This is a genomic window from Kribbella yunnanensis, assembly GCF_039529655.1.
In the GTDB taxonomy this organism is placed as follows: domain Bacteria; phylum Actinomycetota; class Actinomycetes; order Propionibacteriales; family Kribbellaceae; genus Kribbella; species Kribbella yunnanensis.
This window is the reverse complement of the sequence record NZ_BAAANF010000023.1, coordinates 298,441-310,158: the sequence shown is the minus strand read 5'-3', so window position 1 is coordinate 310,158 and position 11,718 is coordinate 298,441. Positions and strand designations below refer to the sequence as shown.

Here is an 11,718-nt window from a genome sequence, read left to right as displayed (position 1 = left end):
GGACACCCAACTCGAGGACGACGCTTTCAAGGAGCATCGGATGACACTGGCTATCAGCGAACGGGCGCCACAGGACGTCTTGACACCCGCAGCATCGGTCACCACCGCGATTGCGACGGTCGGCCTCGTTCGGGAGTTCACCCGGAAGAAGAAGGCACCGGTCCGGGCGCTGCGCGGCCTCGATCTCAGCGTCTTGGAAGGCGAGGTGCACGGGCTCCTCGGACCGAACGGTGCAGGCAAGACCACCCTGGTCAAGATCCTCAGCACAGTCCTCCTGCCGACCCAAGGGCAGGCGATGATCTGTGGCCGCGACGTCGTCCAGCACAGCCGCGAGGTCCGGCGGCTCATCGGGGTCGTCCTCGGTGGAGAGCGCGGCCTGTACTCGCGGCTCACCGCTCGAGAGAACCTCGAGTTCTGGGGCGCCGCACAGAAAGTGCCCCGCGCCGTACTGCGGGATCGAGTCGGCCAGCTGCTGCACCGACTCGGTCTGGAGTCGAAGGCCGATGCACGGGTCGAGACGTTCTCCCGGGGCATGAAGCAGCGGCTGCACTTGGCTCGTGGCTTGATCGGCGACGCGCGAGTACTGTTCCTCGACGAGCCGACGATGGGCATGGACCCGGTCGCAGCCCACGAGTTCCGCACCCTGATCGGTGAATTGCGGAGCGAACAGCGGACAATCTTGCTGGCCACGCATGACATGGCCGAGGCGGAGGCCCTGTGCGACCGGGTCAGTTTCGTCAGGGACGGCGCGATCGTCGCGACCCGTTCGCCGAGCGCGGTAGCCGAGCTCGTGTCTGCCGTCCGGGGAATCGAGTTCGACGACCCGAACATGGCGGCGATCGCGGAACTGTCCGCCCTCCCAGGGGTCAGATCCGCCACAGTCACCGGAGACAGCGTGCGGGTCCTCGTCAACTCGAATCAAGGTCTGACGCGAGTGCTCCACTTCGCAGCCGATCGTGGAATCACCTCGTTGCACACGCTCAGGCCGTCACTGGAGGACGTCTACTTCCAGCTCATCGGCGACCGCGGGCTGGAGGTCTGAGATGACTGCGCTCCGCGCCGGGTTCGTCCTGCAGTTGCGTTTCTACCGCCGGTATCCCGATCTGCTCGTGCCTCTGCTCACTGCGCCCGTGTACGGCGGAATCTTCGCGATGATCCTGAGTCACAACGGCCGTCCCGATCTGGCCGGCGCCGCGTCGCTGGCACCGTTCTACATGTCGCTGTGGTGGTTTGCGCTCTTCAGCGGAGGCTGGATCATCCAGACGGACCGCTGGGAAGGCACGCTCGAGTACGTGGTCGGTGCGCCGGCCGGACTCGCCGCCGTCGTGTGTGGCCGCGTCTCGGCGATCGCCATCCCTGGAGTCGCCGCATTCGCCGAGACCTGGTTGTTCGCTCGCTACGTCCTGCACAGCGACGTCACCATCCGGCACTGGGACATCTTCCTCGCTTCCTTCGCGCTGACTCTGTTCGCCACCGTGGCTACCGCGTTGCTGATGGCAACCACGTTCGTACTGGCCCGCAACGCCGTCACCTTCTCCAACTCGGCGAGCTACCCGTTCTACGTGCTGGGCGGAATCCTGGTACCGGTCGCGTTGCTCCCGAGCTGGCTCCAGCCGCTGTCGAAGGGGGTCTTCCTCTCCTGGTCGGCTGACCTGCTGCGTGCCTGCATCAGCGCCGCACCAGTACCGAATGCAGGGTTCAGACTCGGCATGATCGCGCTACTCGGGACTGCCGCGCTCGTGGCCGGTGCCGCGGTACTGCGAAGGATTCTGGTCCAGGTACGACGTACCGGGGAGCTGGTGCTGCGATGAATCTCCTCTCCGTCGTACGCCGCGCATTCTGGCTCGGCGCCCGTGACTACACCGCGATCTTCACCTGGAAGACCTGGCTCACCAACTGGCTGGTTCGGGTTGTCGCTCAGGTCAGCTTCTTCGCCCTGGTCGGCAAGCTGCTCGACTCGCCGGAACAGACCAAGTTCCTGCTGATCGGCAACTCCGTCCTCCTGGCCGCGATGGCCGGCCTGTGGGCCGTGAACATGGTCAGTCTTGAACGCAGCGCGGGCACACTGCCGCTGCTGGCCTCGGGGCCGACGCATCCGGCAGTGGTGCTGACCGCCCGCGGGTCCTACCTGATCCTTGATGGCACGTTGTCGGCGTCCGCCGCGACACTGATCACCACGGTCCTGTTCGGCGTGCCACTGCCATGGCCAACCCTGGTTGTAATGGTGCTACTGATCGCGGTCGTCGCGACATCGGCGTACTGCTTCGGCATCCTGCTCGGCAGCCTTCTGCTCGGCTTCCGAGCCATCGAAACCATCGTCACGAACGTCTCCCTGGTCAGTCTCATGACGCTGTGCGGAGTCAACGTGCCGCTCAGCTTCTACCCCGAACCAGTGCGGTGGGTCTCCTCCGTACTTCCGCTGACCCATGGACTCACCGCCGTCCGCCACGCCGTGGACGGTGACCTGGCCGGCGCGCTGCTACCGGCTGCGCAGGAGCTACTCGTGGGCTTCTCCTGGCTCGCCATCTGCTTTCTCACCATCACGATCACCATCCGGCGGGGCCGCCGGCTCGGGACCTTGGACTACGCCTCATGAACAACTCACCCATCCCCACAGCCGTGCTGAGCACGGTCTCCTCGGACTCGCACACCTGGAATCTGATCTTCCTCGAACTGCTGCTCGCAGAGACCGGCTACCAGGTCCACAACCTCGGCGCTTGTGTACCAGACGAGCTGCTGGTCCGCACCTGCTCCGAACAGCGTCCCGCCTTGCTGGTGATCAGCTCGGTCAACGGACATGGCGCGATCGACGGCGAGCGAATGATCCGCCGGCTACGCATCACGCCAGGGCTTGCAACGCTCCCCGCAGTGATCGGCGGAAAGCTTGGCATCGGCGGCGCGGAAGGCGCTCCGGTACGACGGAGCCGGCTGCTGTCTGCTGGTTTCGACGGCGTCTTCGAGGGCGACTCTCTCCCCGAGTTCCAGCGCTTCGCCCGCACCGTGCGAGACACGCCCGCTCGCGAGCTGGTCGCAAGCTACGGGACGAGTCGATGAGCGCCGGGATGCGGCACGACTTCGGCGGCTATGTCCGCCGAGTCAGGGCTCGCGGTGAGGTCGTCGTCCAGCCGCGCATGGGATTCGGTGAACCCAGCCGGATGCGGGCCGGGTTGACGGCGGTGGCCGCGACCGCGGCAGCCACTGCAGGGACCATCACGGTCGACAGCTACACCAGGCTTCGTGACTACGCCGGTGTTCGTACCGCGATCAGCACGGGTGGTGACCTCAACGGCTATCCGATTGTCACCGCCGGAGAAGCAACGACCAGGGAGGTGGTCAGGGACCTCGGCGACGACTTCCCGATTCAGGTTCGGCACGGGAGTCCGGCGCCAATGGACATCGTCCGTGCGATGACAGCAGCAGGGCTGTATGCCACTGAAGGCGGTCCGCTGTCGTACTGCCTTCCCTACAGCCGGCTTCCAGTGGCCGAATCGGTCGACAACTGGCGCCGTACCGCCGAGCTGCTCGCCGCTCTGGACGGCCCCGACGTCAAGCCGCACCTGGAGACATTCGGCGGCTGCATGATGGGCCAACTCTGCCCACCGGAACTGCTGATCGCGATCAGCGTTCTCGAAGCGCTGTTCTTCCGTCAGCACGGGCTGCGCAGTGTCTCGCTCAGCTACACCCAGCAAACCGACCACCAACAGGATCAGGAGGCACTACTGGCCCTTCGCCAACTGGCCGGCGAGTATCTGGCCGATATCGACTGGCACGTCGTCCTCTACACCTACATGGGGGTATTCCCCCGGACGCCGGAGGGCGCGCAGCGGTTGAGCCGGCAGGCCGCCAGACTCGCCGTCGACGGTGCCGCCGACCGGCTGATCGTCAAGACAACGGTCGAGTCGCAACGAATCCCGACGATCGCAGAGAACACAGCGGCCCTGCTGGCGGCCGCCGACGAACTGGCCGCCACAGATCGCGCTCGCGCGGCTGAGAGCCCCGACACCATTCTGAGTGACGCACGGGCCTTGATCGAGGCGACGCTCGAACTGTCACCCGACATCGGCTCCGCGCTGACAGAGGCACTTCGCCGCGGCTACCTGGACGTTCCCTTCTGCTTGCACCCTGACAACTCACGTCAAGCGATCTCCCGCATCGACCGGAACGGACGCCTGACCTGGCTATGTGTTGGCTCCATGCCACTGCGGCGACCGAGTGCCGGCGTACCGGAGCTGACCTCAGCTGCGCTACTGGCCGACCTCGGGCATGTCGCCGCGCACTTCGACGGACTCGGCCACTTCCCCGGACCCACACCTGAGCCGGCCCCCAGACACCGGAGGATTCGATGACTACGAGCACCATGACCCGCGGAACGCTGAGCGTCCAGCAGGAGACGACCCAGCTCAACGGACACGGTCGCGACCCTATTTGGCAGCGGTTCGCGCTGCCTGGATCGGTGTCGATGGAGGAACTTCGCCGACGAGTCGAGCGGATGACAGCGCGTGAGCCCGGTCTGCGAACCGTGGCCGTCGACCGAACAGGCGTCACCTACGCGGACCTGGTCCAGGCGCCGATCATCTCGGTCCCGTCCGCAGACCCTCAAGACCGCGACCGGCTCTTCCGAGCAGCCCTTGACGATGATTGGGAAGCAGCGGGGCCACTCTGGCGGCTGGTCGTGTTCACCCCAACGAAAGGCGCGCCGACCGAGGCCCTCCTGGTCATCGACCACCTGATCGCCGACGTAGTGACCGCCGCGTTGATCGCTCGTGAGATCCGCACCGGTCAGGAGCCTGAGGCGTCTCGTGGCGGAGGGCGCTTCGAGGAGTGGGCACGACGCCAGCGCTCCGAGTTCGACCCGCGGAACCATGACGCCGCTGCGGAGGCACGCTCGTTCTGGACCGAGGCACTCGGCGGTACGTCGCCGCGGCGGGCGACGGCACTGCCGGCCATCCGCGATGCCGTACCCGGTTCTGGTGCGAATACCGTCGCAGTCAGCATTCACGTCCCGATCGACCCGGCCACCATCGTGTCCGTTGCCCGCAAGGCGAGGACGACCCCGTTCATGCTCGCGATGGCCTCTTTCGCCGCAACCATTGCCGCGGCGACCGACACCGACGACATGTCGTTCGCGGTCGTGCATCACGGCCGCGGGCCGGCTCATGCTGCGGTCTACGGGTGGTTGGCGACCGTGGCCCCGGTGCGCATCGTCCAAGCCGGTCTGAGCGATCTGAGTACCGCGCTGACCGCCGTACGCAAAGCATGGGGCCGGATCCTCGGCCGGCTCGACACTCCCTGGGAATACATCACCGGAGTCTGCGCGGGAACGGGCGAACTCGATTGGGGCCCGGTCGGCCATCGGCAGTTCCTGATCAATTACTTCACGGAACCGGTGGCCGGGATCACTCCGGAGCACTACCGCGATCAGCATCCCGAGTTCCCGCGGGGCATGCGATGGCTCGAGCTGCAGCTCATCCCGCTGGACTCGGGCGGGCACATGTTCCGCTTCCTCTGCAACTCCGACGACCTCGATCCAGAGAGTGTCCGCGAGCTCCTTCAGCTACTCGCCGACGGTTACACCCACCACGTAGACCTGATCCAGGGAGAACTTCGATGAGCAACCCAAACTCCACCCGAATCGGCGAGAGCGATTGGACGCTGTGGCCGACCGCGATGGTCCGCAGCGCAGGCTTCCCTGCCGACGCCGTCCTGCGCCTGGCCGACGAGCGCCTCGCCAACCTGGCCGACCAGGCCTGCGAGAGCGACGAGTACCTGGCAGCGTGGGACGAGGCTGCCGAGAACACCGGCAAGGAGGTGGCCATCGTCGCCGAATCCGAGCGGTTCCGGCTGGCGGTCACGTGGCAGAATCCACAGTTCCTCGACAACGCTGTTGATGCCTACCTACGCCACTTCGGTGACAGCGACCCTGGCAACTCCCGTACCCGCGCCCGCCGTCGCAGCCGTGAAGCGGCGATCGCAACGTACTGGCAGCGCTACTGCCTGAAGAACGAGTCCATCGGCTTCTTCGGGCCGACAGCGTGGGCAACTGTCGGTGGGGACAGCGAGCTGACTGCCGAGCCAGGGCCCGCTCTCGTTGCCAAAGGCACCGTTCATCTCGAACGATGGGCAGTCGACACCCTGGCCCGTACCCTGGCGGCGAAGTTCGACCTCCGGCCGTGGCTACGACCGCGCCGCAGCCCGGTCCTGCGGATCGAGGGCAACTCCGCCGGACTGGCAGGAGGCGCCACGGAGCCGATCGATCCGGTGACCGTTGCCGCGCTGACGCTGGCCGACGGCGCCACGACCGCCCGTCAGATCGCTCGGCAGCTGGTCGAGACGACCGATCTGGACACCGAAGCCGAGGCCTTCGAGCAGCTGGAGCGCCTACGTCGCAAGCGGTGGCTGGTCTGGCGGCTTGATCTGCCTACATCGTTGACCCCCGAGGAGGACTTGCTGGCCCTCCTCGAGGGAATCGACGACCCGGCGGTACGAGCCGAGACGACCGACGCAGTCACCCAGCTGATTGAGGGTCGGCGGCACGTGCAGGCTGTATGGGATCAGCCCGTCAAGCTCCGCCAGGCGCTGGACAGTCTGGCGCAAGTGTTCGAGCGGCTCACTGGCTCCGGCGGCACTCGCAACGCCGGCAAGGCCTACGGCGGCCGAACCTTGGCCTTCCTTGAGTGCCGACGCGATGTGACGGTGGGGATCGGTGATCGATTCGTCGACAAGATGCGGCCGATCACCGGCGTACTGGACAGCATTCGCTGGCTGACCTGGCAGATCCGTCAGGAATTGGAAGGGGATGTCCGAGCCGCCTATCGGTCGGGCCGCAGCCGCAACCCATCAGCCGAGGGTGTCGACGTAGCCACCTTCTGGGGCGAGTGCACTCCGGTGTTCGGCCGGCTGGACAAGGTCGTCAAGGACGCCATGGCCGAGTTCCACCGTCGCTGGGACAGCGTTCTCGCTTTCACTTCCGACGAACAGCACATGGCCTACACCGCGGCCGAGTTGGAGACGCCGCTCAAGCTGCTGTTCGATGCACCCCGACCAGGTTGGACTCAGGCCGTCCTGTCCTGCCCCGACCTCATGGTTGCTGCAGGCAGCGAAGACGACGTCCGCGCCGGGAGGTACACGCTGGTCCTCGGTGAGGTCCACCCCGCTCTCAACTCGATGGACTACATCTCCCTGGTGCCGCACCACCCGAATCCCACGCTGCTGCATGCAGGTCTCGACGATGCCTTCCCCGAGCCCCGGCTGCTGCCGGTGCTACCGACCGAGAGTAAACCGCCTTTCACTGCTCGCTCTCATCCTGCCCTGCACCGCGCCAACGACCAGCGCCTTGTGGTGATGCCGCAGACACCACCGCCTCCGGAGGGAATGACTGTGCTGGGAGCCGATGCGATGGTGTGCGAGCGTGACGGTCAGCTCGTGGTCACAACCCCGGGGCAGGCCACCGCCTTCGATGTCTTCGACCTCTTTGCCGAGACGCTCAAGTCGATCCTGCTCAGGCACTTCGGTCTGTTCCCCGTCAAAGCCCACCGGCCCCGAATCACGGTGGACAACGTGGTCCTGGCCCGTGAGGGCTGGCGAGTCGCGGCCGGCGACATGGACTTCGCCCGGGTCACCGATGCACCGCAACGCTTCGCGGCCACCCGGCAGTTCGCCGCCGAGCTCGGCCTGCCTCGGTTCGTCTTCGTCAAATCCCCGGTGGAGACCAAGCCCTTCTACGTCGACTTCGCATCGCCGGTCCTCGTCGAAATGCTTGCCGCGTCAGTACGCCGTACGGCGTCAACCGGTGCTGACGGCGATGCGACCACACTCACCTTCACCGAGATGACGCCGGGCCCTGACGAGCTGTGGCTCGCCGATGCGGACAGCGGTCGCTACACCTGCGAACTGCGCTTCGCCGCCCGAGATTGCCGTGACCTCCGATGAGCGGGGTCTCTGCCGGCGCGATCGCGATGGGCATCGAAAACATCCGGCTCGCCTACCACTACTGCGATGTCGGCGATCTGGAGGGGTACGCCTCGCTACTGGAGGCCGACGTGGAAGTCGACGCCGACGGACTGCTCCGCGGCCGTGGCCGCGACCAAGTCGTCGATCGCGTCGCCGCACTCGAAGCCGGCGCGGTCCAGCACCACCCGAACTACGTGATTCCGTGCGACAACCGCGTCATCGTGCTCGGCTCGGTCAGCACGAAGGATTCACCCGCGACACACGACATCGTGGATGTCTTCACCTTGTCCGGCCATGCGCTGATCGTGCGTCAGCGTCGCTACGTACTCACCCACAACAGCGGTATTGACAGAGAGGAACTGGAACGATGAATGCAGCAACTGCAAGCCTGAACGAGGTTGTCGCGCTGGTCGAGGAAGTCATTGGAACCAGTGGACTGACGCCCGAGAGCAACTTCTTCGAGATCGGCGGCGACTCGCTGACCGTCGCCCACTTGTCCTTGCTGATCGAGGAGCGTTTCGGTACGGGCGTCGACGTTTTCACCTTGTACGCGGCCGAGGACCTCCGCGAGATCCACCAGGCACTGCTCGAGAGCGTGGAGGACGCAGCATGATTGCCGTCCTTGAGACATCGACCGAATACTCCGTTCTGGTCAAGAGGGTGCGAGAAGTCGCGGCCAGCAATTCAACCCGTACGGCGATCGCTGGTCCGCGGACCAGGCTCAGCTACCGGGAGTTGATCGACCTGGTGGACACGTGGGCCGCGCGTCTGCGGACAGCCGCTCCTGGAGGTGTGGTAGCGCTGCGGGTCGTCGATTCGACCTTCCTGGCGCCTGCGTTCCTGGCTGTCCGCGCCGCGGGCCTGATACCGATGCTCGTCGATCCGCACATGCCGGCAGTACGACGAGACGCCGTACTCGAAGCGGCCCGGCCGGTGTGGCTGATGGACGTGCTCGAGGAGCCTGAACTCGTTCGGTCCATCGCGCCTGCCCGGCAGCTGCGTCCAGACGCCGGGTACCTCGGATTCACCTCGGGAACCCAAGGTCCGCCGAAGGGGATCGTCGCACACGAGCGCGGAGTGCTGGCATTCGTCGAGTGGGAGATCGACACCCTTGGCATCGGCCCGGCCGATCGGATCGCGATGATCAGCCCGCCGACGTTCGAGGTCGTGTTCCGCGAACTGTTTGTCGCCTTGTGTTCCGGGGCAGAGCTGGTCACCGCCGACGCAACCGTGCGGGCCGATCCTCGGGCTGTGCTTGGCTGGCTGGCCGATCAGCGCATCAGTATTGCCCACGCAGTGCCCAGCCTGGCCATGCGCTGGCTAGCCGCGACGCCCGATGTTTCCCTCGATCGCCTCCGCTGGACGGTGTTCGCCGGTGAACCACTGCATGCCGTCCAGGTGGATGGTTGGCGTGGCGTCGCGCCGAACTCGCAGATCGGAAATCTCTACGGGCCTTCAGAGACCACGCTGGCCAAGTTCTGGTTCCCGGTACCGCCCGATCGGCAGCCAGGCATCCAGCCCGTGGGCCGGCCGCTGCCAGGCGCACGACTGTTGCCGTCCGACACCATCGACGGCTACTTCCAGGTCAGCATCGAGACGCCGGACGGATCCTTCGGCTACCTGGACGGTACGGCGTCGGCGGCGGATCAGGCTGCCTTGAGCCGCACGGGAGACGTCACGATCTTTCACAGTCAAGACCTCGCGACCCTGGATGCGCAGGGCAACCTGCTAATCAAGGGGCGCAAAGACTCCCGGGTCAAACGGCGCGGTGTCTTCGTTGATCTCGGAGGGGTCGAGGAGGCCGCAAGCAAGCTACCCGGCGTAATTCTGGCCGGCTGTGTCCAAAGGGGTCCTGAGGCCGGCGGAACCATCGTGCTCTGCGTCGAAACCTCCGCCGGTACATCGGCGAACCAGTTGCGCAGGGAGCTGGCGCGCACCTTGGGGCCGGAATCACCGGACGGCATACACACACTGCCGACGTTACCGCTATCCGCAAACGGCAAGGTCGATCGCCGTGCATTGCTCACCTTGGTTGAAGAGAGGGCTGCCTGATGTCCAACCGTCATGTCATTATCGTCGACCCGTACTCGTCCGGCGTGCTGTATGCGCCGGCTGTTCGCCGGGCAGGTTTTTCGCCGGTCGCCGTACGGTCAACTCCGTTCCCCGCGGCTCAGTTCACCAACGCGTTCCGGCCTGGTGACTTCGACCACGACCTGATCCAGGGTGATGCCCTGACCGATCAGTTGGCCGCATTGAACGTCGCCGCGGTCATCCCGGGATCGGAGAGCGGGGTATCCCTGGCCGATCGGCTGGCCGCAGCCCTGACGCCACAAGCCGCCAACGTTCCGGCGCTTGCGAACTGCCGCAGACACAAGGGCCATATGATCAACGCCGTGGCGGCGGCCGGCCTACCCGTCGCCCCGACCATCTTTGTCCGCGACGCGAAGGAAGCAGCGGACTTCGTGACCAGGCCGGACGTTGCCGGGCACGACCTGGTGATCAAACCGGCCACCAGTGTCTCGACCGACGGAGTCACACTGGCGCCAGGTGGTCGCGATTGGCGATCGATCGTCAACAATCTGCTCGGGCGCACCAACGCCACCGGCGTACGTGCCGACGAGATCGTCATTCAGCGCCGGCTTCGAGGAACCGAGTTCGTCGTCAACACATTCACAGCGAACGGCCGGCACGCAGTGACAGATGTCTGCCGCTATACGAAGGTCAGCAACGGTGACAGCTTCGCCGTCTATCAGGACGTCGAGTTCCTCGGGATGGACGAACCCGACGTACCGGAACTCGTCAGCTACGTACGCCGGGCGCTCGACGCCATCGGGTTCCGCTTCGGCGCCGCGCACACCGAAGTGATGCTCACACCCGACGGGCCGCGACTGATCGAGGTGAACTCACGGATCGCAGGTAGCGGGATGGCCGCGGCAGCTGAGTTGGCCACAGGTGACAACGCGGTCCGGCGACTGGTCCGGCACCTGCGAGGCGAACCCGACGAGGCCGAGGGGTTCTCGTTGCGGCGGTCAGTGAAGGTCGCCATGTTCATGACCGCCGAAAGCGGGGTCGTCCTGAACGCCGAAGTCTTCGAACCGATCCGTACACTGCCGACCTGTCGTGGCCTGACCTTGAATGTCCGCAACGGCGACCGGATCGAAGCAACCACCGATCTGTTGTCGTCCTTGCGACTCGGCTGGGCACTGCTCGCTCATCAGGACCCTGACCTCGTGGCACGCGATCACATCAAGCTCCGCGAGTGCGCCGCCCATCTTCGGATCGGGAACACTGTCAAACTCCATTCATGATTGAACTGGCGACGTCGGTCGCAACAGCTGTAACGAACAGCGTCAACGGGACTCTTGCTCGCTCAAGCAAGACTCTGCTCGGATCCGGACTGACCTGGCTGGCCGTAATCTCTCTTCTTGAGGATCTGCGGCCTGGCCAGGTCCTCCAGGCAGCCATCGACTGGTGCGGCCTGCCTTGGTCGGTATGGCCGGTCACGACGTGGCTTCACGACAGAAGCGATGTAGTTGATCTCACTGCCGTCGGTGTCATGCTCGTCGCGATTTCCGGCATCGCACGTGGGGTAGCGGCTTGGCAAAGCACACATTGCCCGCTGGCCCTCACGACCGGACTTCTCTTGCTCCTGGAGAACGACCCCTCGCAGCCAGCACTGCTTGTCGCACTGGCAGCCGGCCCATTGCTCGCCATTGTGCTCGAGCGACGTTTCGGCAGCGGCTGCGTCGTACTGATCGCACCACTGCT

11 protein-coding genes are annotated in these 11,718 nt (G+C 65.6%); all 11 read left to right on the top strand.

The genetic code is table 11. From position 1 onward, the window contains the following. The first annotated feature begins 40 nt into the window (after positions 1-40). From ABD231_RS35775 to ABD231_RS35725, 11 genes are read left to right on the top strand one after another with little or no spacing between them, the layout of a single operon-like run. A complete protein-coding gene (locus ABD231_RS35775; protein ID WP_344162542.1) occupies positions 41-1,042 on the top strand; it encodes an ABC transporter ATP-binding protein in 1,002 nt (333 codons plus the stop codon). Position 1,043: 1 nt separating this feature from the next. After that, a complete protein-coding gene (locus ABD231_RS35770) occupies positions 1,044-1,811 on the top strand; it encodes an ABC transporter permease (protein WP_344162539.1) in 768 nt (255 codons plus the stop codon). Then, positions 1,808-2,596, top strand: coding sequence for an ABC transporter permease (locus ABD231_RS35765; RefSeq protein ID WP_344162536.1), 789 nt, complete (start codon positions 1,808-1,810; stop codon positions 2,594-2,596). Before ABD231_RS35770 ends, ABD231_RS35765 begins: the two co-directional genes overlap by 4 nt. Further along, on the top strand, positions 2,593-3,054 hold the full coding sequence (locus ABD231_RS35760) for a cobalamin B12-binding domain-containing protein (RefSeq protein ID WP_344162533.1): 462 nt from the start codon (positions 2,593-2,595) through the stop codon (positions 3,052-3,054). The genes ABD231_RS35765 and ABD231_RS35760 overlap by 4 nt, the downstream gene beginning before the upstream one ends. Beyond that, on the top strand, positions 3,051-4,346 hold the full coding sequence (locus ABD231_RS35755) for a methylaspartate mutase (RefSeq protein WP_344162530.1): 1,296 nt from the start codon (positions 3,051-3,053) through the stop codon (positions 4,344-4,346). Before ABD231_RS35760 ends, ABD231_RS35755 begins: the two co-directional genes overlap by 4 nt. Next, a complete protein-coding gene (locus ABD231_RS35750) occupies positions 4,343-5,611 on the top strand; it encodes a condensation domain-containing protein (protein WP_344162525.1) in 1,269 nt (422 codons plus the stop codon). The genes ABD231_RS35755 and ABD231_RS35750 overlap by 4 nt, the downstream gene beginning before the upstream one ends. Beyond that, positions 5,608-7,929 (top strand): lantibiotic dehydratase, encoded by a 2,322-nt coding sequence (locus tag ABD231_RS35745; RefSeq protein ID WP_344162521.1) that lies wholly within the window; start codon positions 5,608-5,610, stop codon positions 7,927-7,929. Before ABD231_RS35750 ends, ABD231_RS35745 begins: the two co-directional genes overlap by 4 nt. Then, positions 7,926-8,321: a nuclear transport factor 2-like protein gene (locus ABD231_RS35740; protein WP_344162518.1), complete on the top strand. Its 396-nt coding sequence runs from the start codon at positions 7,926-7,928 to the stop codon at positions 8,319-8,321. Before ABD231_RS35745 ends, ABD231_RS35740 begins: the two co-directional genes overlap by 4 nt. Continuing rightward, positions 8,318-8,563 (top strand): acyl carrier protein, encoded by a 246-nt coding sequence (locus ABD231_RS35735; protein ID WP_344162515.1) that lies wholly within the window; start codon positions 8,318-8,320, stop codon positions 8,561-8,563. The genes ABD231_RS35740 and ABD231_RS35735 overlap by 4 nt, the downstream gene beginning before the upstream one ends. Beyond that, complete coding sequence (locus ABD231_RS35730; protein ID WP_344162512.1) at positions 8,560-10,002, top strand: AMP-binding protein; 1,443 nt, start codon at positions 8,560-8,562, stop codon at positions 10,000-10,002. Before ABD231_RS35735 ends, ABD231_RS35730 begins: the two co-directional genes overlap by 4 nt. Next, complete coding sequence (locus tag ABD231_RS35725) at positions 10,002-11,258, top strand: ATP-grasp domain-containing protein (RefSeq protein ID WP_344162509.1); 1,257 nt, start codon at positions 10,002-10,004, stop codon at positions 11,256-11,258. The genes ABD231_RS35730 and ABD231_RS35725 overlap by 1 nt, the downstream gene beginning before the upstream one ends. The last annotated feature ends 460 nt before the right edge of the window (positions 11,259-11,718 follow it).

Bases quoted from the DNA above. Each gene is read 5' to 3' on its own strand.
- ABD231_RS35775 (WP_344162542.1), top strand. From the start codon at position 41: ATGACACTGGCTATCAGCGAACGGGCGCCACAGGACGTCTTGACACCC.
- ABD231_RS35770 (WP_344162539.1), top strand. From the start codon at position 1,044: ATGACTGCGCTCCGCGCCGGGTTCGTCCTGCAGTTGCGTTTCTACCGC.
- ABD231_RS35765 (WP_344162536.1), top strand. From the start codon at position 1,808: ATGAATCTCCTCTCCGTCGTACGCCGCGCATTCTGGCTCGGCGCCCGT.
- ABD231_RS35760 (WP_344162533.1), top strand. From the start codon at position 2,593: ATGAACAACTCACCCATCCCCACAGCCGTGCTGAGCACGGTCTCCTCG.
- ABD231_RS35755 (WP_344162530.1), top strand. From the start codon at position 3,051: ATGAGCGCCGGGATGCGGCACGACTTCGGCGGCTATGTCCGCCGAGTC.
- ABD231_RS35750 (WP_344162525.1), top strand. From the start codon at position 4,343: ATGACTACGAGCACCATGACCCGCGGAACGCTGAGCGTCCAGCAGGAG.
- ABD231_RS35745 (WP_344162521.1), top strand. From the start codon at position 5,608: ATGAGCAACCCAAACTCCACCCGAATCGGCGAGAGCGATTGGACGCTG.
- ABD231_RS35740 (WP_344162518.1), top strand. From the start codon at position 7,926: ATGAGCGGGGTCTCTGCCGGCGCGATCGCGATGGGCATCGAAAACATC.
- ABD231_RS35735 (WP_344162515.1), top strand. From the start codon at position 8,318: ATGAATGCAGCAACTGCAAGCCTGAACGAGGTTGTCGCGCTGGTCGAG.
- ABD231_RS35730 (WP_344162512.1), top strand. From the start codon at position 8,560: ATGATTGCCGTCCTTGAGACATCGACCGAATACTCCGTTCTGGTCAAG.
- ABD231_RS35725 (WP_344162509.1), top strand. From the start codon at position 10,002: ATGTCCAACCGTCATGTCATTATCGTCGACCCGTACTCGTCCGGCGTG.